The 24,809-nt window shown below is 35.1% G+C and carries 23 protein-coding genes; 13 read left to right on the top strand and 10 right to left on the bottom strand.

What is annotated here, in order from left to right:
* Positions 1 to 157 precede the first annotated feature (157 nt).
* The 7 genes from BLW20_RS09135 to BLW20_RS09165 all read left to right on the top strand — a co-directional run bounded on the left by BLW20_RS09135 (position 158) and on the right by BLW20_RS09165 (position 10,995).
* Positions 158 to 4,639: an Ig-like domain-containing protein gene (locus tag BLW20_RS09135; protein WP_091099442.1), complete on the top strand. Its 4,482-nt coding sequence runs from the start codon at positions 158 to 160 to the stop codon at positions 4,637 to 4,639.
* A gap of 210 nt (positions 4,640 to 4,849) precedes the next feature.
* Entirely contained in the window at positions 4,850 to 5,848 is a 999-nt protein-coding gene (gene pdhA / locus BLW20_RS09140; RefSeq protein ID WP_091099445.1) for a pyruvate dehydrogenase (acetyl-transferring) E1 component subunit alpha, read from the top strand.
* A 3-nt stretch (positions 5,849 to 5,851) separates the two neighbouring features.
* The gene (locus BLW20_RS09145; RefSeq protein ID WP_091099449.1) at positions 5,852 to 7,522 is read left to right on the top strand and encodes a pyruvate dehydrogenase complex dihydrolipoamide acetyltransferase; all 1,671 of its coding nucleotides are present in this window, start codon (positions 5,852 to 5,854) and stop codon (positions 7,520 to 7,522) included.
* Between the two features lie 83 nt (positions 7,523 to 7,605).
* Positions 7,606 to 8,547, top strand: coding sequence for a M28 family peptidase (locus BLW20_RS09150; protein WP_091099451.1), 942 nt, complete (start codon positions 7,606 to 7,608; stop codon positions 8,545 to 8,547).
* Between the two features lie 95 nt (positions 8,548 to 8,642).
* Complete coding sequence (locus tag BLW20_RS09155) at positions 8,643 to 9,320, top strand: SDR family NAD(P)-dependent oxidoreductase (RefSeq protein WP_091099458.1); 678 nt, start codon at positions 8,643 to 8,645, stop codon at positions 9,318 to 9,320.
* Complete coding sequence (locus tag BLW20_RS09160; RefSeq protein WP_091099459.1) at positions 9,321 to 9,932, top strand: SprT-like domain-containing protein; 612 nt, start codon at positions 9,321 to 9,323, stop codon at positions 9,930 to 9,932. It begins immediately after the preceding gene.
* Positions 9,925 to 10,995 (top strand): mannose-1-phosphate guanylyltransferase, encoded by a 1,071-nt coding sequence (locus BLW20_RS09165; RefSeq protein WP_091099460.1) that lies wholly within the window; start codon positions 9,925 to 9,927, stop codon positions 10,993 to 10,995. Before BLW20_RS09160 ends, BLW20_RS09165 begins: the two co-directional genes overlap by 8 nt.
* A 12-nt stretch (positions 10,996 to 11,007) precedes the next feature.
* On the opposite strand, the gene BLW20_RS09170 is transcribed toward BLW20_RS09165, so the two are convergent.
* The 3 genes from BLW20_RS09170 to BLW20_RS09180 are packed head-to-tail and all read right to left on the bottom strand — an operon-like array spanning position 11,008 to position 13,029.
* Positions 11,008 to 11,520: a hypothetical protein gene (locus BLW20_RS09170; protein WP_091099461.1), complete on the bottom strand. Its 513-nt coding sequence runs from the start codon at positions 11,518 to 11,520 to the stop codon at positions 11,008 to 11,010.
* 7 nt (positions 11,521 to 11,527) lie between these two features.
* The gene (locus BLW20_RS09175; protein WP_091099464.1) at positions 11,528 to 12,289 is read right to left on the bottom strand and encodes an ABC transporter ATP-binding protein; all 762 of its coding nucleotides are present in this window, start codon (positions 12,287 to 12,289) and stop codon (positions 11,528 to 11,530) included.
* The gene (locus BLW20_RS09180; RefSeq protein WP_091099467.1) at positions 12,289 to 13,029 is read right to left on the bottom strand and encodes an MlaE family ABC transporter permease; all 741 of its coding nucleotides are present in this window, start codon (positions 13,027 to 13,029) and stop codon (positions 12,289 to 12,291) included. The genes BLW20_RS09175 and BLW20_RS09180 overlap by 1 nt, the downstream gene beginning before the upstream one ends.
* A 108-nt stretch (positions 13,030 to 13,137) precedes the next feature.
* Here BLW20_RS09180 and BLW20_RS09185 point away from each other — a divergent pair, with 108 nt between their 5' ends.
* Positions 13,138 to 14,082 carry a glycosyltransferase family 2 protein gene (locus BLW20_RS09185; RefSeq protein ID WP_091099471.1) on the top strand — a complete coding sequence of 315 codons (945 nt, stop codon included), beginning with the start codon at positions 13,138 to 13,140 and terminating at the stop codon, positions 14,080 to 14,082.
* On the top strand, positions 14,082 to 15,599 hold the full coding sequence (locus tag BLW20_RS09190; RefSeq protein ID WP_091099475.1) for a glucosyltransferase domain-containing protein: 1,518 nt from the start codon (positions 14,082 to 14,084) through the stop codon (positions 15,597 to 15,599). The genes BLW20_RS09185 and BLW20_RS09190 overlap by 1 nt, the downstream gene beginning before the upstream one ends.
* Here the strand turns inward: BLW20_RS09190 and BLW20_RS09195 are convergent, their stop codons facing one another.
* Positions 15,600 to 16,448 (bottom strand): glycosyltransferase family 2 protein, encoded by an 849-nt coding sequence (locus BLW20_RS09195; RefSeq protein WP_091099477.1) that lies wholly within the window; start codon positions 16,446 to 16,448, stop codon positions 15,600 to 15,602.
* Between the two features lies 1 nt (position 16,449).
* Entirely contained in the window at positions 16,450 to 16,929 is a 480-nt protein-coding gene (locus tag BLW20_RS09200; protein WP_091099576.1) for a methyltransferase, read from the bottom strand.
* 118 nt (positions 16,930 to 17,047) lie between these two features.
* On the opposite strand from BLW20_RS09200, the gene BLW20_RS09205 reads away from it, so the two are divergent.
* The 4 genes from BLW20_RS09205 to BLW20_RS09220 all read left to right on the top strand — a co-directional run bounded on the left by BLW20_RS09205 (position 17,048) and on the right by BLW20_RS09220 (position 21,205).
* Entirely contained in the window at positions 17,048 to 18,517 is a 1,470-nt protein-coding gene (locus BLW20_RS09205; protein WP_091099479.1) for a lipopolysaccharide biosynthesis protein, read from the top strand.
* A 37-nt stretch (positions 18,518 to 18,554) separates the two neighbouring features.
* Complete coding sequence (locus tag BLW20_RS09210; protein ID WP_091099501.1) at positions 18,555 to 18,878, top strand: magnetosome magnetite crystal formation protein family; 324 nt, start codon at positions 18,555 to 18,557, stop codon at positions 18,876 to 18,878.
* 118 nt (positions 18,879 to 18,996) lie between these two features.
* A complete protein-coding gene (locus BLW20_RS09215) occupies positions 18,997 to 20,190 on the top strand; it encodes a C1 family peptidase (RefSeq protein WP_091099505.1) in 1,194 nt (397 codons plus the stop codon).
* Positions 20,191 to 20,260: 70 nt separating this feature from the next.
* Entirely contained in the window at positions 20,261 to 21,205 is a 945-nt protein-coding gene (locus BLW20_RS09220) for a mechanosensitive ion channel family protein (RefSeq protein ID WP_091099508.1), read from the top strand.
* Between the two features lie 47 nt (positions 21,206 to 21,252).
* Here BLW20_RS09220 and BLW20_RS09225 read toward each other — a convergent pair whose 3' ends face one another.
* The 5 genes from BLW20_RS09225 to BLW20_RS09245 form a co-directional block, all read right to left on the bottom strand.
* Positions 21,253 to 21,897 (bottom strand): HD domain-containing protein, encoded by a 645-nt coding sequence (locus BLW20_RS09225; RefSeq protein ID WP_091099511.1) that lies wholly within the window; start codon positions 21,895 to 21,897, stop codon positions 21,253 to 21,255.
* A 206-nt stretch (positions 21,898 to 22,103) separates the two neighbouring features.
* Positions 22,104 to 22,262: a GIY-YIG nuclease family protein gene (locus BLW20_RS14950; RefSeq protein WP_317039283.1), complete on the bottom strand. Its 159-nt coding sequence runs from the start codon at positions 22,260 to 22,262 to the stop codon at positions 22,104 to 22,106.
* Positions 22,263 to 22,383: 121 nt separating this feature from the next.
* Positions 22,384 to 23,388 carry an acyl-ACP desaturase gene (locus BLW20_RS09235; protein WP_091099514.1) on the bottom strand — a complete coding sequence of 335 codons (1,005 nt, stop codon included), beginning with the start codon at positions 23,386 to 23,388 and terminating at the stop codon, positions 22,384 to 22,386.
* A gap of 33 nt (positions 23,389 to 23,421) precedes the next feature.
* Positions 23,422 to 24,153, bottom strand: coding sequence for a lysophospholipid acyltransferase family protein (locus tag BLW20_RS09240; RefSeq protein ID WP_091099517.1), 732 nt, complete (start codon positions 24,151 to 24,153; stop codon positions 23,422 to 23,424).
* Positions 24,154 to 24,237: 84 nt separating this feature from the next.
* Positions 24,238 to 24,648 carry a BrxA/BrxB family bacilliredoxin gene (locus BLW20_RS09245; RefSeq protein WP_091099520.1) on the bottom strand — a complete coding sequence of 137 codons (411 nt, stop codon included), beginning with the start codon at positions 24,646 to 24,648 and terminating at the stop codon, positions 24,238 to 24,240.
* Positions 24,649 to 24,809 lie beyond the last annotated feature (161 nt).

The following is a 24,809-nucleotide window of genomic DNA, read 5'->3' on the forward strand; positions in this document are numbered from 1 at the left end:
TGCAGTTGGATTTTGGTAAATTAAGTTCAGGTACTTATATGCTGAATGTAAAAACCAAAGACAGCAGCCAGTTTATTAAAATTGTTAGAAAGTAAGTGTAAATTATTATACCAAGAGCAAAAATTTTGCTCTTGGTATTAAAATTAAATTAAATATTATGAGACGATTAATACTAGTTTTGTTGCTCTTGATTCCTTTTCTTAATTGGGGGCAACCTTATTCAATTGACTGGGATGGTTCTACTAATGTATCACCTTGGGAAGAAGTAAAACAAACTTTTAATGTAACAACACAATTACCTTGTCAAGGAACACATTCTCTAAGGACTAGAGTAAGAGGAACTGAGGGATTTAGTACATCAGTTTTAAAGTCTCCTTTATTGTTTACTGCTACAGGAGGAGTGATAACTTTTTCATTTGACTATAAATGGTTGGTGTATAATAGTAATATGAATTCTCCAGTAGCCGGTCCTGCTAATCAAATAGACGCAAGATGGCAGTGGTCTAATTCTACATCGGGACCATGGTACACTTTTGAGACAATAGACAATATAAGTCATTCGCCTTCGACTAATTGTGCAACTAAGACTGCAACTTTTGCACCAAAGGCTGGAAAGTTATATGTAAGATTAATAGTTTCCAATACAAGTGCTGCTGGAGATAATTATTTCTATTTAGATAATATCTCTGTAGATCAAGGAACTCCGCCAACATGTTTTATGCCTGATGATGTTTACGTTACTAACAAAACAGATGTTGGATTTACTTTGAATTGGACTGCTACAAATTCAACATTGTTGGATCATGAGTTTGAAGTAAGAACAAGTGGTGCTCCTGGCAGTGGAACTGCCGGACTTGTAACAACAACACCTCCCGCTGGCCCCGTTGGGACAGCAACATCGGTTTCTATTACTGGGCTGTCGGCAAGTACAAATTATAAGGTTTACATCAGATCTAATTGTGATGCTACTGATAGTAGTTTTTGGATAGGTATAGATGTAACTACAATGTGTACGCCGCCAACTTCTACTATACCTACCACGTATAATGTTTGTGGTATTCAACCATTAAAAATGGAGGTTACAGGCGGTGGTGTTAGTTTTTGGTATAATGAAAATGATTCTTTAGTAGCACAAGCTACTAATAGTTATACTATAGATCCAGTTACTAAATCTGAAGTTTATAAGGTTTATAATGGTATCTTTGGAACACTTTTAGATACAATTGTAGCAGGTGCTGGTGTTACCTCGGCAACGGATGCAACTCCTTTTGCCGATACGAAGTCTCAAAAAATTCAATATATTTATTTAGCAGAAGAATTGACAGCAGCTGGGTTTAGCAGAGGGGTGATAAAGGCTTTCGGTTTTAAGGTAGGGACTAGTGGAGGAACACTGCAACGAGATAATTTTACGATTCATATGGGAGAAACCCAATTAGAAGAGTTTCCTGATGACAATAAATTTATTCCTACGAATAGATTAAAAGAAGTTAAAAATTTGGGGGATCAATTATTAGTGTCTAATGAGGTGAATATGTTTACATTGGATGCACCATTTATGTGGGATGGTGTTTCTAATATAGTTGTTCAAGTTACTTATAGTGATCTTACTGCCACAGCGGTACCCGCAGCAACTGCTAATATACTTAGTTCATTTGGAACATCTAATAGAACATTATATGTAAAGAATAGTGTTGATAATATGACCACCATAAAAGATAAAGTAACTGGCACGCGTTTAATTTATAGACCTAATGGTTATTTTGATGTAATTGAAGGTTGTTTTAATGAACCTAAGATAATAAATGTTAATTTTAAGGAAGCTCCAACTTTAGTGCTGTCTGACTCAATTATTAATAATTGTGCAAATCAGCCGCTTCCTAAAGTGTATGTTTTGTCTGGAGTTAGTGATTTTGATACTTATGAGTGGACTATAGAACCTGTAGATCCAAATGATCCAAATGATCCTGCGAACGATCCTACACATCCAAATCATCCTGATAATGCTGTGGCTGGAGATGAGAATGTTGGATGGACATTTAATCCAGTAAGTCCTATGACTTATCACTTAACAGTTAAGCAAAGTAATACTTTCCCGGGAGGAGAGGCATGTGTCAATTATGCAGAAGTAAAAGTTGAACTTCCTGCATCTCCAACAATGTTACAATTAGAAAATGATTATAGTCTTTGTTATAACGATATTCAAGAATTAAAAGTTGACAATTTTATTAATGAGACTCCAAATGAATATTTGTTTAATGGTAATACAACAGGTGTTACCTTAAATAATACGATAACAGGAGACGCAATTACAAATGATACAACATTGTTTTCTGAAGGCACGGGAAGTTTAAAATTGTCTTATGGTGCTCAGACTAATGCGACATTAGATTTTTCACCATCCATAAATATGAATAATCTTAAATCTATAGTAGTTGAATTCGATCATATTGCGGCATTGCAATCTGATTCTACAGGAGTTATGGATTATGGATATTTGGAGTATACTACTGATAACGGTACAACTTGGAAGCCGTTCTTAGAAGATGACTATACTGGTCTTGCAGATACAACTCTTACACAACCTAGTGGAACACAGGCAATGTTTTTTACAGCAACATCCTATGCAGATTGGAGCGGAATACAACAAACTGCTGTTCCAACTACAACGCCTTGGAAAACAGAAAAATTTGTTGTACCAGCTGATGAATTTACTGGAACAGGAACATTTAAAGTAAGATTCAGAATAGGAGCAGATGGTAATACTCAATTTCCAGGATGGTATATTGATAATGTTAAGATTAAACCAATAAGTAATTATCAAGTTACCTGGACGCCAATTGCTAATCTATATTATGATCAAAATGCAACTGTTCCTTATGACGGAACAATCAATACGGGTACAGTTTACCTAAAAGGTACTTCAAATTCTTTAAATGTACCTTATAATGTTGTGATTGAAAATCAATATGGTTGTAAAACAGAGAAGAATTTTACTGTTAGTATAGGTCTAAAAGAAGCTCCTGTCGTGAATGATATAGATAGTTGTGGTCCAATTGATGTTTCAACAACGAATTTTGGTAAAAACCCTAATGGAGTTTTAACGTATTACAATAGCCAAACTTCAACTTCACCAATTACTCAGATAACAAGTTCTGGTGTTTATTATGTTGAGCAAGAAATTTCAAAATGTAAATCTGCAAGAGTTCCATTTACAGTTGTAATTAACCCTGCAGCCCCTAATGCGGTTGCAACCCCAACTCAAAGCTTCTGTGGTTCTGCGACAGTTAATGATATTGCGTTTAATGCTGTTCAGGGATTCCAGATGAAATGGTACTTAACAGCAACAGGAGGTACGGCTTTAGCAAGTACAGCACCTATAAATAATGGAACGTATTATGGTGAGTTTACCAACGGAACTTGTACATCTGCTAGCAGAGTTGTGGTAAACGTAACTGTTGGTGCTACTCCAGCGGCAATATCTTTAAATGATGTATATATCTGTGGAACATCTACTATCGATGATATTAATGTTAATGCTGCTACAGGTGCAACAGTAAATTGGTACCAAAATATAGCTGATACTACTCCGTTAGCTAATACAACAGTCTTAACAACTGGAACCTATTATATTTCGCAAAAAATTGGAAATTGTGAATCAGCTAGAACAGCAGTAAATGTTTCAACAATCCAGAATTTATCAATGCCTACTGCAACGACTGTTCAGACTTTCTGTGGTAGTGGAACGGTAGGTGATTTAATGGCAACTGCTACAACTGCAGGAGCAAATGTAAACTGGTATGGTTATAGCACATCTGATACGCCTTTAGCAAGTAGTACAACATTAGTAACAGGGACTTATTATGTAGGTCAATCAATTGGGGATTGTGACTCTCCAAAACGTGCAGTAAGTGTAAGAATTTTAAGTGTAAATGAACCAGTGATAAATGCTATGGAGATTTGTGGAGATGCAACTGTCTCATCACTTCCGTTAAATCCTGCTCAGGGTATTAGTTATAAAGTTTACGCAACACCTTATATAGCTACTGAAATGGGGCAGAATGACGTTGTTACTACAGGAATTTACTATATTTCTAAAGTTGAAAACGGCTGTGAAACTGCGAGAGCAGCGGTGAATGTAACAGTGAATGCCAGACCAAATGCACCAACTGGTAACATTAATCAGTCATTCCCGGATTATGCGGAAGTTAAGGATTTAAAAACAAACGAAGCAAATGTAGTTTGGTTTGAATCGTATAACGATGCTGTTAACAATGTAAATCCATTATATCCTTCTACGCCATTGGTAAAAGATAAAGTTTACTACGGTGTGATAATCGGTACAGGGAATTGTCCAAGTTTACCATTAGCTGTAACAGTAAACATATTCTTAGGATTAAACGATTTAGATTTAGCATCATTGAAATACTATCCAAATCCAACCGATTCTGAATTGACCATTTCTTATAAAGAAGCAATCAAATCAATTGAGGTTTATGATTTGGCTGGAAAACAAGTTAAATCACAACAATTTGATTCAGATGAGGTAAGAATAAATGTTTCTACCTTAGCTGCCGGAACGTATATGGTAAAAGTTCATACCGATACAGGATCGCAGTTTATCAAGATTGTTAAAAAGTAATCTTTAAAATAAATAACAAGAAACGAGAGGTACAGCCTCTCGTTTTCTTTTTATATAATGTATCAAGTAAAAAAAACATACCATTCTTTTACAATTAATTTACGTGGTTCAATTAAAAATAACTTATTTTACTTTCAGATATACTTTTGAAGTCTTATTTTTGCTTATTGCCAATTTTAGAGATATTGGTGATTAATAGATATTCGTATTATGAAAGAGATTACTAAAGAAGTATATTTAAAATGGTATGAAAATATGCTGTTTTGGCGAAAATTTGAAGACAAGCTGGCAGCATTATACATTCAACAAAAAGTAAGAGGATTCTTACATCTATACAACGGGCAAGAAGCTGTTTTGGCAGGAGCGTTACACGCTATGGACTTGTCTAAAGATAAAATGATTACCGCTTACCGTAACCACGTACAGCCAATTGGTATGGGAGTTGATCCTAAACGAGTAATGGCGGAGCTTTTAGGAAAAGGAACCGGAACTTCTCAAGGTTTAGGAGGATCCATGCACATTTTCTCTAAAGAGCACGGTTTTTATGGTGGTCACGGAATCGTAGGAGCACAAATTCCTGTGGGAGCCGGAATGGCATTCGCAGAAAAATATTTAGAAACCGGCGGGGTGTCGTTGACCTATTTTGGTGATGGAGCTGCACGTCAGGGCTCTTTACATGAGGCTTTTAATATGGCAATGTTGTGGAAACTTCCTGTGGTATTCATTTGTGAAAATAACGGATACGCAATGGGCACTTCTGTAGAGCGTACGGCAAACCATACCGATGTTTGGAAATTAGGATTAGGCTACGAAATGCCTTCTTATGCAGTAGATGGAATGAATCCGGTGAAAGTTGCCGAAGCTATGTACGATGCCATTGAAAGAGCACGCAGAGGTGAAGGACCCACTTTCTTAGAAATGAAAACATACCGTTACCGCGGTCACTCAATGTCTGATGCACAGCATTACCGTACCAAAGACGAAGTGGAAGAATACAAAAAAATCGATCCAATTACTCAGGTTTTAGACGTAATCAAAGAAAACAATTGGGCAACCGATGAAGAAATTGAAACGATAGACAATCGTGTACGTGATCTGGTTTCAGAGTGTGAAAAATTCGCCGAAGAATCTCCGTATCCTGAAACAAACGTTATGTACGATGTAGTTTACGAACAAGAAAATTATCCGTTTATTCCTCATAAATTATAAAAAATGGCTGAAATTATTACAATGCCTCGTTTAAGCGATACTATGACAGAAGGTACCGTGGCATCTTGGTTAAAAAAAGTTGGTGATAAAATTTCTGAAGGAGATATATTAGCTGAAATCGAAACCGATAAAGCAACGATGGAATTTGAATCATTCTACTCAGGAACACTTTTGTATATCGGTGTTCAGGAAGGTGAAACAGCAGCTGTTGACAGTGTTTTGGCTATTATAGGAAAAGAAGGCGAAGAATATAAATCTTTGTTAGACGGATCTTCTTCTGAAGGGGAAAAAAAAGCATCTGAGAAAGAAGAAAAGCAAACAACATCTGATTCAAAAGACGATACATCTGATAAAGATGAAGTAAAACAAGAAGAAACCGCTACAGAAATTCCTGACAATGTTAACGTAGTTACCATGCCTCGTTTAAGTGATACGATGACCGAAGGAACGGTAGCGACCTGGTTAAAGAAAGTAGGCGATAAAGTTTCTGAAGGAGATATATTGGCTGAAATTGAAACCGATAAAGCAACGATGGAATTTGAATCATTCTATTCGGGAACCTTGTTGCACATTGGAATTCAAGAAGGAGGATCAGCTCCGGTTGATAGCGTATTAGCAATCATTGGACCTGAAGGAACAGATGTTTCCGGTATTTTGTCTGGTGGAGCCAAGCCGGCAACAAAATCCCAACCTAAAAAAGAAGAGACAACAGAAGATAAAAAAGAGTCAGATACAGAGAAAGGAACTGCTGTTAAAACAGAAAATTCTTCATCTGCAACAAATGATTCCAACAGAGTATTTGCATCGCCTTTGGCTAAAAAAATTGCACAAGATAAAGGAATCAATTTGTCAGATGTAAAAGGAACGGGTGAAAACGGACGTATCGTTAAAAGCGATGTGGAAAACTTTACACCAACTGCAAAAACTGCTGTTACACAAACTAAAACAGAAGCTGTAAAAGCACCAGCTCAGGTTTTTGTTCCGGCGGGAGAAACACGTGCAGAAGAAGTGAAAAACTCGCAAATGCGTAAAACCATTGCACGCAGATTGGCAGAATCTAAATTTACTGCTCCGCATTACTATTTAACAGTTGAATTAAATATGGACAATGCCATCGAAGCGCGTAAAACCATCAATTCAATGCCTGATACCAAAGTGTCATTTAACGATATGGTGGTGAAAGCATGTGCTATGGCGTTGAAAAAACATCCGCAGGTAAATTCAACTTGGACCGATGCAGCAACAATAATCAACCACCATGTAAATGTGGGGGTGGCAGTAGCTGTTGAAGACGGATTGGTTGTGCCGGTGGTTAATCATACCGATTTATTGACTTTGTCGCAAATTGGTACAGCGGTTAAAGATTTGGCAACAAAAGCCCGTAACAAAAAATTGCAGCCTAAAGAAATGGAAGGTTCTACCTTTACCGTTTCTAACTTAGGAATGTTTGGTATTGAAGAATTCACTTCGATTATCAACCAACCTAATTCGGCAATTTTATCAGTAGGAGCCATTATTGAAAAACCGGTGGTGAAAAACGGACAAATCGTTGTAGGAAATACGATGAAAGTTACGTTGGCATGTGACCACAGAACGGTTGACGGTGCTACAGGAGCGGAGTTTTTACAAACTTTGAAACATTATATTGAAAATCCTGTGACAATGCTTGCATAAACACAGAAGATTATTTTATATCAACCCGTTTTTGATTCTTTCAGGAACGGGTTTTTTTGTATTTTTGTTTAAAACAGAAAATAATGAGAAAAATACTTCTTTTGGCAGCTATGTCACTGGTTGCGTGCAAATCGGTTCAAAATATAGATGTTTCAGATTACCAGGTTAAAGAGGCAGATGTTGCCAAAACGTTGCAATATCTGGCGTCAGACGAATTAGAAGGCAGAGATTCGGGAAGTGAAGGAATCGAAAAAGCAGCACTGTATTTGCAAAATCAGTTTAAAGAAAACGGAATAAAACCGTATTTCTCTACTTATTTCGATACACTTTCAAACTATAAAGACGTTTCATACAACGTGGTGGGATATATTGAAGGAAAAGATAAAAAGTTAAAAAACGAATTTGTCATTCTTGGTGCACATTACGATCACATTGGTATTACAGAAAAAGGTTTTGAAGGCGATTTTATCAACAACGGAGCCAATGACAATGCCTCGGGAACTACGGTTTTAAGTGAAGTTGCAAAATATTTGGGTAAAATTAAAAACAATAAACGTTCTGTTTTAATAGTGTATTTTTCGGCTGAAGAGAAAGGTTTGTTAGGCTCTAAACATTTAGCTGAAAAATTAAAAAATCAAGGAATAAATGTGTACACCATGCTTAATTTTGAAATGGTGGGTGTGCCTATGAAATACGATTTTGATGTGTTTATAACAGGATATGATTTTTCCAATATGATGGCTAAATTAAACGAATATGCCGGAAGTAATTTGGTCGGAAAATCAGATATGGCAGAGAAATATGATTTGTTTAAAGCCTCGGATAATTATCCGTTTTACAAACAATTCGGAATTCCGTCACATACCGTTTCTGCCTTTGATTTTTCAAATTTTGAATATTATCATCATCCAAAAGATGAATTTCAAGTAATGGATACACAGTTTATGACAAACATTGCTCAAAAAATGTTACCGGTGGTAACTAAAATGATTAATGCAGAAACAAGAGAAATAAAGGTGAATTAATGTAAATATTGACTGATGTTCTATGTTTCGTCAGCTAAAGCGTGTCGAGAACATCAGTATTAATTTTAAATCATAAAATATCTAAATTACTAAAATTGAAAACCATAATAATAACGGGAACAAGCCGGGGAATAGGAGCAGAGCTGGTAAAGCAATTCGTTGCCGAAGGGCATCAGGTAATAGCTGTTTCCCGCAAAGCGAATCCTGAATTTGAATCATTGAAAAATGTTTTTTTTAAATCGGTCGATTTAAGTAACGAAGCAGGATTAATACATTTTTCAAACCAAGTGAAAGCAGAATTTAATTCGGTTGACATACTTATTCACAATGCGGGAACTATAGTAAATAAGCCGTTTGCGGAGATTTCGGCTGCTGAATTTGAATATGTTTACAAAGTAAACGTTTTTGGTGTAGCCGCTTTAAACCGTGTGATTTTACCGTTGATGAATGCCGGCAGCCATGTGCTGACAATTAGCAGTATGGGCGGTATTCAGGGCAGTATGAAGTTTCCGGGCTTGGCAGCATACAGTTCCAGTAAAGGGGCGGTAATTACGCTTTCTGAATTGTTGGCAGAAGAATACAAAGATCAAGGTATTGCGTTTAATGTTCTGGCACTGGGTGCGGTGCAAACCGAAATGCTTCAGGAAGCATTTCCAGGTTATCAGGCACCCATTAATCCGTTAGAAATGGCTACTTATATCAAAGATTTTGCCCTAACCGGCAATAAATTTTTCAACGGAAAAGTATTGCAAGTTTCATCAACCACACCGTAATTGAAAGAAGTTTTAGCAAAATATATTCCCGAAAATGCTGTTGATGCTGTTTTTGAGTTGATTAAGGCGTATCGAATTCATTTTAAAATTGTAAATGAACGGGTAACCCGTCATGGTGATTATCGGAAAAATCCAGACGGATCGCATCAAATTACAGTCAATGCCACGCTAAACAGCTATCGGTTTTTAATTACAACCATACACGAAATCGCACATTTGGTGGCGTTTCAAAAATACGGACGCAATATTAAACCACACGGCATTGAATGGAAACAGACCTTTCGGTTGTTGATGTTGCCTTTTATCAATCCGTTGGTCTTTCCGAATGAGCTGCTGCCTTTTTTGGCAAATCATTTTAAAAACCCTGCGGCAAGTAGCGATACCGATGCTATTTTGTCTATGCAGCTCAAAAAGTACGACGGACCCACATATAAAGTTTTTGTAGATGAATTGCCTTTGGGCAGCTTGTTTAAAATTGAAAACGGACGTGTTTTTAAAAAAGGAAAGTTACGAGTAAAACTTTTTGAATGCACCGATGTAAGAAATAACAAAGTATATTTGTTTAAACCTAATATACAGGTTGAGCTTTTGAATACACACACAAATGAATAAAAATTATTACGCAATTATAATGGCAGGCGGCGTTGGTTCGCGTTTTTGGCCGGTTAGTACGCCCGAATTCCCCAAACAGTTTCACGATATGCTGGGAACGGGAGAAACATTGGTTCAAAAAACTTTTGCACGGTTGAGCCAGTTGATTCCTAAAGAAAATATTTTAATACTTACCAACGATAAATACCGCGATATTTTAAAAGAACAGTTGCCCGCAATTACCGATGAGCAGATTGTTTTAGAGCCCGATATGCGCAATACAGCACCATGTATTTTATATGCCTCAATGAAGGTTAAAAAGCAAAATCCCAATGCGGTAATGATTGTGGCTCCGTCTGATCACTGGATTGAAGACGAAGTGCAGTTTGTAGCTAATTTACAGCGTTCGTTTGATATTTGTGAACACGATAACGTATTGATGACCTTGGGAATTTTACCCACTTTTCCAAATACCGGATATGGTTACATTGAATACGATAAATTAGATTCCCGTCAGGTAAAAAAAGTAGTACAGTTTCGAGAAAAACCCGATTATCAAACAGCGAAAAAATTTATACAGCGCAGAAACTTTCTTTGGAATTCAGGTATTTTTATTTGGAGTGTGACTTCAATATTAAACGCATTTGAAAAATTTCAGCCCGAAATGTATCAGTTATTCAACAACGGATATGATACGTTTAATACCGAATTAGAAAAACAATTCATTGCAGTAAATTATCACAAGGCTGATAACATTTCGATTGATTACGCGGTAATGGAAAAAGCAAATAATGTCTTTGTATTGCCGGCTACATTTGATTGGAACGATTTGGGAACCTGGGGATCATTATATGATAAATTACCGAAAGACGATTGTGAAAATGCTATGATAAACGGTAATTTGGTAGTTGAAAACGCTACAAACAATATCATTAGAACCAATCCCGGAAAGTTAGTTGTTATTGGAGGTTTAGAAGATTATATTATTGTAGATAAAGACAATGTGTTATTGATTTATCCTAAAAAGAAAGAACAGGAAATCAAACAAATTGTCGCAAAAATAAATGCAAAAACTCCGGATTAAAGTTCGGAGTTTTCATATCCTATCAGTCAATTCCTTAAAAACAGCTTTCAGATAATTCTTGCTTTCATTTGAAAAAGGTAATGTAGCATCATTAATTAATTCTTTCAAAGCAAGATGTTTAATTTTCTGTTCATCTTCTGTTGAAATTGTTGCGTCGGGATGTTTTTCTTGTAACAACTTATCTAATTCGTATAACGCTTTTGAATGAATCCGCTGGTAATTATTGTACTCAAACAACAGGGAACTGTAAAGAAAATCAACATCGATATATTCTAATTGAATATTTTGCAGGTTAAGTGGAACAATGGTTTCGGTTACATCAAAAGATTGTCGTGTGGCAACATTTACATTGTTCATATTCTCAACTTCAGTCTGGTGCTGCTTATGGAATTCATGCAAAGCATCGATGTATTGTTGTTTGGTCCATTCTTTGGTTTTAACTTTTAACTTGTAGCCGTTAACCAATTCACCAAAACCTAATTTAATCAGATCTTTTTCTATGGAACTTTTAAAGAATGAAAACATAATTCAGTTATTTGTTTGTGTGAAATTTTCTAATTTCTTTCAGTAATTCAGACGAATACACAAAATCAACAATGTCTTCGTTATCAGTTTGCATAATTTCTATGCTGTTGCCTTCCCACACCAGTTCGCCGTCTTTTAAGAAAACAATATGTTCGCCAATTTGCAATACCGAGTTCATATCGTGGGTATTAATTACCGTTGTAATGTTGTATTCATGGGTGATTTCCTGAATCAATTCATCAATTACGATCGATGTTTTAGGATCTAATCCCGAGTTGGGTTCGTCGCAAAACAAATATTTGGGATTGTTAACAATAGCACGTGCAATTGCCACCCGTTTTTGCATACCGCCCGAGATTTCAGAGGGCATTTTTTTATTGGCATCGATCAATTTCACCCGGTCGATTACTTCCTGTACCCGGTCTTTTATTTCAGCATTTGTTTTGTTAGTGAACATTTTTAAAGGGAAACCAATGTTTTCTTCCACATTCATAGAATCAAACAGGGCACTGCCCTGGAAAACCATTCCCATTTCAGTTCTTAAATTACGTTTCTCATTGGGATCTAACGCAGCAAAATCTTTTCCGTCAAACAAAATTTGACCGCTGTCGGGTTCGTGTACGCCCAACAATGTTTTAAGCATTACGGTTTTACCTGAACCAGACTGACCTATAATCAAGTTGGTTTTTCCGGGCTCGTAAGTGGTCGAAATGCCTTTTAAAACCTCTTTTCCGTCAAAAGACTTTTTTAAGTTTTTTACTTCTATCATTAGGTTAACAGTATTTGGGTTAAAACATAATTGCAGACAATGATGGCAACCGATGTCCACACGAATGATTTGGTAGATGCTTTACCAACTTCCAGCGCACCGCCTTCCATATAATATCCATAAAAAGAAGGCACAGTTGCCAGAATAAATCCAAAAACAGCTGTTTTTATAAAAGCATATACAATGTGAAACGGCGTAAAATCGTCTTGCAGTCCTTTGATAAATTCTTCAGGAGCCAGATATCCGCCAAAAGATCCGGCAACATATCCTCCTAAAATTCCTATAAACATGCTTAGTGCAATCACAAACGGATAGGTGATAGAAGCGATTAATTTAGGGAAAACCAGATAATTTAAAGGATTGATGCCCATTACTTCCAGCGCGTCAATTTGTTCGGTCACCCGCATGGTTCCAATACTTGATGTGATATATGAGCCCATACGTCCCGCCATAATAATAGAAATAAACGTAGGCGAGAATTCTAAGATGATCGATTGACGTGCCGTAAAACCAATTAAATATTTAGGAATAATAGGGTTGTTTAAGTTTAAAGCCGTTTGTATGGTAACAACCGCTCCAATGAAAAACGATAAAAAAGCTACAATGCCTAGTGAACCAATAATTAATTCATCGATTTCTTTAAAAATAAGATTTTTCATAAGACGCCATTTTGTTGGACGACGAAAAATTTCGCCCAGCATAATGAAGTACTTTCCAATGTTGCTTAACATTTTAATCATAACATCGTTTTAATGTGCTAAATTACCAAATAAATTTTATTTTGATTTGATAATACTATAAAGTTATAGCTTAAAAATGTATTTTTGACTTGCTCTAATAAAATCACTATGAAACAAATTTCTATAATTGTTCCGGTTTATAATGAAGAAGCAAGCATTGATGTGTTTTTTGAAGAATTTCTGAAGTTTCAGGCTCTTTCTTTAAAAAAAAATTACCACGCCAATGTGTTGTTTATAGATGACGGAAGCAAAGACAAAACAGCAGTTATTTTACAACGTTTGGTTAAAGAGAACAACAATTGCAGTGCTTTGTTTTTTTCGAGAAACTTTGGAAAGGAAGCCGCTTTATTTGCCGGGCTGGAACATTCAACAGGAGATTTAGTGGTGCCAATGGATGTAGATTTACAAGATCCGTTTGAGTTGATTTTTGAAATGATTGATGCGTATGAAAATGGGGCAGAAGTGGTTTTGGCAAGAAGATCAGACCGGGGGAGCGATACGTTTTTAAAACGTTTTTCGGCACAGTGGTTTTACAGGCTGAACAATAAAATGTCTGCTTTAAAATTAGAGGAAAATGTCGGCGATTTCAGGTTAATGACCCGTCAGGTAGTCGATGAGATTGTTCATCTGCAAGAAAATCAGTTGTTTATGAAAGGGTTGATGAGTTGGGTGGGATTTGAAACAGCCGTTGTTAATTACACACGTCCTAACAGAATGCAGGGGAAAACCAAGTTCAACTACTTAAAATTATGGAATCTAGCCGTTCAGGGAATCACTTCTTTTTCTACCTTACCCTTAAAAGTATGGACGTATTTTGGCAGCATCATTGCATTCATCTCTTTTTTATACGGATTGAAGATTATTGTTGAAAAGCTGTTCTTCGGTATCAGTGCATCGGGTTATGCTTCGTTAATGGTAGCGATTTTGTTTTTTGGCGGTGTACAGCTAATAGGTATTGGTGTATTGGGCGAATATTTAGGCAGAACGTATTTAGAAACCAAACGCAGACCAAAATATATTATTAAAAAGAAAATGAAAAATACTAACGAATAATGAAAAATACTATAGATTTCTTTCATCGTAGAATCAATAAATTACTGCAAATCATTGTGGAGAACAAGACTTTTATTTTTTTATTGATCTTTATTTCTATTTTATATGCACTTCCGCTGATTTTAGCAAATACCTACTATGTTGATGATCTTAATAGAACAGTAGCTGGTTACAATTGGAATCACGATGGCAGATATATCAGTTCTGTTATTATGCATATTTTGTCTTTTCAGTCTGGTGTGGTGTTTAGTCTGTATCCGTTTTCAATGATGATAGGTTCGGTTCTATTATCGCTTTCCGGATTAATCGTTATTTATTCCTTGGGAGTTCGCAATAAAACTATTTTATTTGTCGGAAGTTTATTATTAACCACTTGTCCGTTTCTATTAGAAATTCTGGCATACCGATTTGATTCCATTCCGATAAGCTTGTCTGTTTTGTTTATTACGCTTCCGTTTTTGTTTTTCGACAAAAGAAAACATTTCTTCATAGCTTCAGTTCTAGGCATCTTCCTTTCTTTGGGATTGTACCAGACAACAGCTATGTCTTATTGTATTATTATTTGTCTTTTTCTCATCAAAGATGTTTGGAACGAACAATATAAAAAAGGACTTTTTACTATATTGTGGTCGGCAATTGCCTTTCTTGCAGCATTTTTTATTTATAAAGTTGTCTTGGATTTTCTGGATCTGGAATTGCTTCAAGACCGAAGAGGCGATTTTATTTTTAAAGATGCCAATCTTTTTCAGTTGCTCAAAGACCGTTATCACGGAATGATTGATTTGGTTAAGTTGTTGTTTAAATCTTCTTATAAATCAGTGTTTCTGATATTGTTGGTTTTAAATACCATCAGCCTGGTAATTTATTTCAGAACAAATGTTAAAACCATTGTCAATAAACAACTTCCTTTAAAGCTGTTATTTGTAGTATTAATCATCTTTTGTGTTGCAATATTTACTGCGGGCGTCAATATGTTTGTTTACGAACCACGCTGGGTGCCAAGAGCTATGATAGGTTGGGGTTTTGCTATGTATTTACTTTTTTTTCCGCTTTTGCTCAACAAAAATTACAGAAACTTAATTTTAAGCTTCGCTCTGATTCCTTTTGTGTTTTATTCATTTTTACTGTCTTCTCAATTAGGAATTTATTTGAAAAATCAAGATGATTTTTCAGACTATATCATCAATCTTGTTTCTCCGAAATTATTGGAACACGATCGGATAAAAGTCATCATAAAAGGAACTAATAAAACCGCTCACAGAAACATTACGGTTAACTATAATACTATGCCGATTATTTACAAATTGGCACCTATTTATGAAAACAACGATTGGGGATGGGGAATTATCCGTCTCAATAAATTTGACAATATCTCAAGTATATATATCGGAGGAGAGGAAAGAAATGAAATTTTAAAAAATATTGCTGAATATCCAATTGCAGATCGAAATATTTATTACACTTTGAGAATAAAAGGCGATATAGCTATCATTGATTTTGAAAGGGGAGAAGAATAACTAAAACACCTTCTCTCGTATCTTTTTCCAGCGGTATTTTCGTATAAATTCAGCTTGTTCTTTGGTAACTAATAAAGTTTTTTTAGTTTGTTTTGCTTTAAAAAATCCTTTTAAATAGTCAATAAAAAGTAAAGGTTTGCCTTTGCGTAAAGCCAGTTTTAAACCGGCAATGGTTGTAATAAGAAAACCGTAGCCCAAAGTGTAAAAAGCTTCACCTTGGTTGTATCGAGCTGATTGATCGTAAGTGGCACCTGTTGGTTTTAAATGTTTTACTTTTAAATCGGGCAGGGTAACAACTTCCCAATGATAGTATTTGCAAAGCAATTCATCAACGGTGTCCCACCCCATAGCGGGTTTTAATCCGCCAATTTGTTCGAAACATTCTTTTCTATAAGCTTTAAAAGCACCGCGAATATGATCTTTATCGGTTAAATTCTCTAAAATCCATTCTCCGTTTTTTTCGATATAAGCGAAACCACCTGCCATTCCAATTTTGGCATCAGACTTAAAAACGTCAACAATCCGTTCAAAATAATTGTTGGGTAAGATTAAATCGGCATCTAATTTTATAATAACATCAAAGGTGTTGTTTAGTGTTTCAAATCCTTTCTCAAAAGCACGAATAACCTTGCTTCCCGGGAAATGTTTATTTTCTGATGAATTATAAATCGAAGAAATCCACGGATGTTTAACTACATATTCATCAATAATTTGCTGGGTATCATCAGTAGAATTATCGTTTACCACCACTACTTGTTTGGGCAAATGCGTTTGTGAGGCAATAGAAGCCAATGTTTTACCAATAAAAGCTTCTTCATTGTATGTGGGAATAACGCAGCAAATCTTCATATTAAATCTTTTCAGCCAAAATCAAATAATAACGTGGAGTAAATCTTCTCAATAACGGACGAATGCCCAATTTATTTACCGTGTGTGCCCATTTTTTGCGTGCGGTAATTTTATAACCACATTTTTCAATTAGCCAGTCCAGTTGCCAATCTTCAAATTCGTGATAATGACGGTCGCGCAAATCAGTTTTACTTTGGTAGGCGGGTGAAAACCACAAGCGTAACGGAACCGAAACAACTATTTTTTTTGCCTTACAACTTTTTAATACCGTGTACGGATTTAACAAATGCTCAAAAATTTCAAAGGCAGTTAATACTTCGTAATCGGTTTGGTTTAAAATGGTTTGGTCATCGTCTAAATCTTCGCCCGACGTGTTTACCACATTGTATCCTTCAGCCTTCATTAATCGCGACAACGGATTTTCAACACCCAAATCTAAAATTCGATCATTTTTAGGAATGTGTTGGTTTAGAAAATCCATTGTAATGTTAAAACGTTGTTTAGGATAACTTTTCTCGTACATCATTGAAAATTTAGATTTGTAAAAGTAATTAAAATCAATTTAAAGATTAACGGTTATATTTGTAAAAATAACTAGAATGGATACCCGCTTTTCAAGCAAACAAGCTTTATGGTTTACGCTGATCAACTATTTTGGCGTGCTTATTGGCACGGTTTCCACGCTTTTTATCTATCCGTACGACAAAGATTTGCTGGGAATCATTCGTTTTATCGATGGTTTTGCACAGATACTTTATCCCATTATGGTGCTGGGGGCATCTACCGCCTTGTTGAACTTTCAGCCAAAATTGAATGATTTACTGCAACGGAAATTATTTTCATACAGCCTTATTTCTATTTTGGGGATGATTTTTTTCTCTGCCATTGGAGTAAGCATTGTTTATTGGTTTGATTGGCTTGAAAACAAACAATATTTTATTTATGGCTTTGTTATTGCTGTTTGCTTGGCGTATGTTGACTTGTTTAAACGACAAGCAACTAACCTTCAAAAATTAGCTGTACCTACGTTCTATGAAAAAGTAATTCCAAAAATATTTTTGCCTTTAGTCTTTGTTTTGATACTGTATTACAATGTTTCTGAGACAAGAGGATTAATCTTTTATGCCTTATCATTTACACTAATGTTGATTTTGGTAGCGAGTTATTTATTTAGGCATTTTAAACCGGCGTACAGTTTGAATTTTACCGATTTATTCCATGAAATCTCTAAAAAACAATACTATCAGTACAGCTTGTATGCTTTTTGTGCCAGTTTAGGATCGTTTTTTGCCTTTAGGATTGATTCGGTAATGATTCCCCAGTTCATATCCAATACAGCAAATGGAGATTTTAATATAGGTGTAAACCTTGCCAATGCACTAATGATTCCTGCCACCGGCGTATTTGCCTTATACAGTCCGTTGATATCAGATTCGCTAAAAAAAAATGATTTATCGGTATTAAAAATCAAATATACCGAAGTTGCCAAAAACCTGTTTTTTATTGGTATAGTGCTTTACGGATGTGTGCTTTTAGGAATGCGTGGTTTGTTTGAACTGTTACCCACAGCAGATAAATTAGTTCCTGTTTTGCCGGTATTGTATATTTTGGGTGGAAATGTGGTACTGAATATGGCAACCGGTTTTAATACCGAAATTATTGCCTATTCAAAATTTTACCGTTTTAATTTAATAGCTATTTTATTATTAGCCCTTTTAAATATTGGGTTGAATTATTATGTTTTAACACAGACAACCTTAGGTATAATTGGTGTGGCGTATGCATCGTTTTTTGCCATGCTGGCTTTTAATACCAGCAAAATGTGGTTTATTTATAAAAAGTTTGGCTTGCTGCCAATGAATAGTAATTATTTCAAAACCATTTTAAGCAGCGTTTTTTTATTGATGCTTTCATTTGTTTTGCCTTTATCTGTTTTTGGAAAGTTTGATTTTATTACTCGTTGCAGTTTTTTTACCATTACCTTGTTTTTATTGATTTATAAAGCAGGCTGGGTGCCTGAATTAAATAAGAATATAGAAAAACTTAAAAATAAAATTTCTAAAGATTAAAAAAAAGCATATTTTTGATATTCTTAAAAATTGCATTATGGATAACAAAACAGTTTCAATCGTTTCTTACATCACCATTATTGGGTGGTTAATTGCCTATTTAGTAGGAAAAGACAAGTTAGATGCTTTATCTAAATATCATTTGCGCCAATCATTAGGTTTAGCAATTGTGGTTTTTATTTTTGGTATTGTAATCAATATCTTAGTAGCCATTTCACCGTTTTTAGGAATGTTGGGTATTGTTAATATTGCATTTCTTATTTTGATGATTATAGGTATTATTAATGCCAACAATGCAGAAATGAAACCATTACCGGTAATAGGAAAATATTTTGAAGATAAATTTTCTTTTATAGGATAATTCAAAAAGCTGTCTGTTAAGGCAGCTTTTTTAGTGCTATTTTATATAAATATGTTCCGTCGTTTGTAACAAATTTCCTAAATTCGTACCCACTATAAAAATATTCAAAACTATAAATATGTTTCGATTAAAATTAAAACCATTATTTGCGGCAGTATTAATTGCATTAGCAGCAACTTCAAATGCATCGGCACAAGATGATTTAATCAATAAAGTAAAATCAAATCAAAGTGCTAACAGTAAAGACCATTTTACATTTACCGATGTAATTAATTTAGAAAATACTTCTATTAAAGATCAAGGTTCATCGGGCACTTGCTGGAGTTATTCAGGAAACTCGTTCATTGAATCTGAAATGATCCGTATGGGTAAAAAACCGGTTGAGCTGGCACAAATCTTCACAGCACGTAATGCATACATCGAAAAAGGAAAAATGTATGTAAAAATGCACGGTGCGGTTACGTTGGGCGAAGGCGGTGCGTTTCACGATGTAATGAATATGTACAAAAAATACGGTACGGTTCCAAGAAGTGTTTATACCGGTTTACAGGAAGGACAAACACGTAACAATTTTTCTGAAATGTCTAAAATGACCGAATCTGTTTTAGCGGCGGTTATTAAAAATGATAAATTGTCTGAAAACTGGTTAAAAGCTTATACAGCTGTTATTGATACGTATTTAGGCGAAGCTCCGACAGAATTTATGTATGAGGGTAAAAAATATACGCCTAAAACGTTTGCAGACCAAGTGGTAGGAATTAATCCTGATGATTATGTAGAAATTTCTTCTTTCCAGGAATATCCTTGGTACACTAAATTCACTTTATTAGTTCCTGATAACTGGGCGTTTGACCAGGTTTGGAATGTTAAACAAGACGAATTGGTTGAAATTGTTGACAATGCTTTAAAGAACGGATATACTGTTGCTTGGGGAGGAGATGTTTCTGAAAAAGGTTTTAGTTGGAAAAACGGTGTAGCTTACATTCCTGAAATTGATTTTACACAAATGACCGCAGAACAAAAGGCAGAGATGTTTAACGGACCAAAACCAGAGAAAAAGGTTACCGATGCGGATCGTCAAAAAGCGTTTGACAACTACGAAACAACCGATGACCACGGAATGCACATTATAGGGATTGCTAAAGACCAAAACGGTAAAGAATACTACATTGTTAAAAACTCTTGGGGATTATCAAACGATTATAAAGGGTATATGTATATGACTAAAGAATTTATGAAATACAAAGCAACCGATATTATGGTTCACAAAAACGCTTTACCAAAAAATATAGCTAAAAAATTAGCGATATAAAAACATAAATATTTTGTAAAGAGAGATGCCCTAAAGCATCTCTTTTTTATTTTTGTAGAAAAACAAAGTTATGTTAAAGGATTCATTAAACATAGTAAACGATACCTTGTCGCTGGCAGCAGAAAAAGAAGAAATTCTAAATGCTGCAAAGCCGGAAAATGTAAAAGAAGGAATAATAGAACGTATGGAATCATTTTCTGACATGGTAGAGAAAACTATTGTGAGATTTTTAGATGCTATACCAGCTATTGTTGCAGCTACCATCGGATTAATAGTAGGTTTGTTAATTATTAGGTTTTTGTTAAAAATAATCCACAAACGTTTTGAAAAACGAAATGTAGACTTGTCTCTTAGAGATTTTTTAATGTCGATCATCAAGTTTATACTTTATGCTTTATTGCTTTTAACTATTGCAGGAAATTTAGGTTTTAAAACCACAGCAATTTTAGGAGCATTATCTGGTTTAGTCCTGGCGGCAGGTTTAGCTTTACAAGGATCATTATCAAATTTTGCAGGCGGTGTCTTGATATTATTGTTTCGTCCGTTTGATGTAGGTGATTATATCGAAAATTCTGCGGGAACCGAAGGCACTGTTGAGAAAATAGACTTGCTTTACACGACATTAAATGCATCAAACGGTATCAAAATATTTAGTCCAAACGGAACATTAGCAAATTCTGTAATTCGTAATTTTTCAAAAATATCAAAACGCAGAATAGAATTCTTTTTAACGGTTAGTTATGCCGATAATATTCAGAGTATACAACAGGTGATAGAAGATAAGTTAGCTGCCGATAAACGTGTGTTAAAAGAACCGAAACCGCAGATTTTTGTAAAAGAACTAGCTTCAAACGGAGTGGTTTTAACGATTCAGGTTTGGGCATCTAAAACCAATTACGGGTCATTAAACTTTGAAATACAAGACGAAATTAAAAAAGCCATTTACGAAGGAGGGTTTAACAATCCTTTTGCGGCTACACCAATTCGGATAATTAACGAAACACCTGAGAAATAATAACTGTCCGAAAATATCTTGATAAAAAGAGTTTTCGGACGACATTTTTAAATTTTTCCTTCCCATTCGTTAAAAAACTGATTTAAAAAACCTTCCATATATTGGTGACGGTTTTCTGCCAGTTGTTTCCCGGTTTGGGTATTCATTAAGTCTTTTAAAAGCAATAATTTTTCGTAAAAGTGGTTAATGGTGGTGCCTTTATGATTTTTGTATTCTTCTTTGGTCATTTTTAATTTTGGTGGAATTTCAGGATTGTGTAAAGGGTTGTTTTTAAATCCACCATAATTAAACGTGCGTGCAATGCCAATAGCTCCAATAGCATCTAACCGGTCGGCATCTTGTACGATTTCTAATTCTTTTGAATGAAACGTTCTGTTGAAATTACCGCCTTTAAACGAAATGTTTTCAATAATCAAAACCACGTGCTTTTTTACCTCTTCATCAATCCCTATGGAAGTCATCAACTCATAAGCCCTTTTAGGTCCAATAGTTTCATCGCCGTTATGAAATTTACTATCGGCAATATCGTGTAGCAAAGCACCTAAAAGCACAATTTGTTCATTACCTTCTTCGGTTTTTAAAAGATTCAACGCATTTTTATACACCCGTTCAATGTGAAACCAGTCGTGACCGGCTTCGGCGCCTTCTAATTCTTTTTTAACGAAAGTTATGGTTTGATCTATGTAATTCATATTTATTATTGGACTTTGATTTTTAATTTCAGATGCAATATATTAAACGACATGCTTGTCATACTGAACTTGTTTCAGTATCTCACAAGATACTAAGCGTTTCTAAAGTAGGATTCTTCAATTTTATTAGATTTAATTTCCATTCTTTTTTCCAATTTTTCAACTGTTTCTCTCTGGAAATTGCTTTATTAATATCTTCAAACGTTTCATAATATATTAAAATCAGTTACATTGTATTTAGTTGTAAAAACAGAACCAATCTTATCATTATGCTCTGAAACTCTCTTGTTTAAATCATTTGTAACTCCGATATAAAATGTTGTACGATATACATTAGCTAGTATATAAATGTAATATAGATTCATAAAACACACATTTATTATGCGACCCTGACCCGAGCTTGCGAACAGAACGAAGTTAAACAAGTTCAGAGTGACACACGATTTACCAAAGATTAAAAAAGCCGATATTTCTATCGGCTTTAAATTATTTTACAATTGCTGGTGTTACCCATTTAAAAATATGTGATTCGTCTGAAATTTTCATACGGTCGGCTAATTTTGCCATACGGTCTGGTAATTTCATCAGATAATCGCGTGCTTTTTCGGCTTCATCGGTTAGGTTGTTGATTTTATCAATTTCCCAACGCTTAATCAGCTTGTTTAAAATATCTACATAATCCATAGAGGTATAAACGCCGATACGTTGAGCCGATTCAGAAAAATGATGGAACGCATCGCCAATTGCACCGCCCGATTCACGGATTAAATTAGCCGGCATGGTAATTTTTTTCTTCATCATATAATGAAAAGCTTTCATCATTTCTGACGGATCTACTTTAAAGATACGTTCAACAAATTCTGAATATGCGTGGTGGTGACGCATTTCGTCTCCGGCAATAATTCTGCAAATTTTTGACAATTTGTGATCTCCGTATTTTTTTGCCAATTGTGCCACGCGGTTGTGTGAAACATACGTAGCCAATTCTTGAAAACTGGTAAATACAAAGTTTTTATAAGGATCGCGGTCGGTACCCGGATCAAAACCATCGTTAATTAAATGTTGTGTTGTAATTTCAACTTCGCGCATATTTATACGCCCCGACAGGTACAAATATTTGTTTAACAAGTCACCATGACGGTTTTCTTCACCCGTCCACTGGCGGATCCATTTAGCCCATCCGTTTCCGTCTCCATCTTCACCTCCTCTTTGGTCAACACCTTCTACGTCCATTAGCCAAGATTCATACGTTGGTAAAGCTTCTTCGGTAATGGTGTCGCCTACTAAAACCACCCAGAAATCATAAGGTAATTCTTTGGCATAAGCTTGTAGTTCACGAACGTCTTCTAAAAAATTTTCGCTGCGTGAATCGGGTAACATGTCAGAAGGCTGCCAGATCTTTTCTACAGGAATTAAATAATTCTGTACAAAAGTATCAATGTTCTTTTCCAGGAACTGCATTACTTCTAATCGTACATTTTGAATAGACATCTTTTTTTATATTTAAACAACTTTTAGTTGCGTTTATTTAATTGAAGAAACAATAACTTGTTCTGTTTTTTCGAATAACGTTTTAAAATCGTAATCAGAAACTTTCATTGCTTCGTGTACTTCTAAGGTAATGGTGCTTCCTAATCCCATTGGAAACATCCCGAATCGGAACATCTTCCACGAATTGTTAATGGTCAACGGAACAACGTATGCATCGGGAGCAAATTTACAAAGCATTTTTACACCGTTTTCAGAAAAACGTTTGGGTTTTCCGTTTTTTGATCGGGTTCCTTCCGGAAAAATAACTGCCGATCTGTGGTGTTTTTGTATATATTCTCCTAAACCTTTAATTGTTGGCAGTGCTTGTTTTGGATCGTTTCTGTCAATTAAAACCGAACCACCGTGTTTTAAGTTGTACGATACACTTGGTATCCCTTTACCCAATTCTTTTTTACTTACAAATTTTGGATGTGTTGCCCGCAAAAACCATATAATCGATACAATATCAAACATTGATTGGTGGTTTGATACATAAATAATGGGTTTGTCTAACGGCAACTTTTCGCGACCTTTTACTGAAAAGGTTGTACCTAAAATATTTGCACTGCGCATTAAAAACCATTGTAAAACATCTACGCTTTTTTTATGTGCCTGATATCCAAACAAATTCAAACAAATCCATTGTATCGGATGAAAAAGTAATAAGCTCACGCTCAAGAACAAATAATATACAATACTTACAGGATAAGATAAGATTTTGTGCACTTTATGTAATTTATGTACAAATATACGACAAATAAAAAAATCCACCGAGAAACAGTGGATTTTTCTATAAATTACATTAAAAGATTAACAATGTTCGTTGTAGGCTTCTCTTAAATTTTCTGCAATGATTTCAGCCGGATGCCCTTCAATGTGATGGCGCTCTAACATGTGAACCAATTCTCCGTTTTTAAACAACGCCATAGAAGGTGATGACGGTGGAAAAGGAAACATTTTTTCACGTGCTGTATTTACGGCATCTTTATCCACACCGGCAAAAACAGTTACAATGTTTGATGGCTTTTTAGAGTTGTTCAAGCTCATTACCGCTCCCGGACGTGCATTACGAGCCGCACAACCGCAAACAGAATTTACTACTACTAATGTTGTTCCTTCTTTAGCCAAAGCATCTTCTACTTCAGCCGATGTATGTAATGATTGAAAACCAGCCGAAGTCAATTCTGCTTCCATTGGTTTTACGATTTCTTCTGGGTACATAATCAATTAAATTAAAAATTTCTACAAATTTAATGATTTTTAATTATACTTAAAAACGAACAAGACCTAAAGAAATGTTATTTGTTTGGCATTTCAACAAAATAAAAGGATAAGTAACAAGCCAATTCTGACAGTGTTTAAAAAACACAACCAACTATTAG

Origin of the sequence: Paenimyroides marinum, assembly GCF_900108395.1 — a bacterium.
Lineage (GTDB): Bacteria > Bacteroidota > Bacteroidia > Flavobacteriales > Flavobacteriaceae > Flavobacterium > Flavobacterium marinum.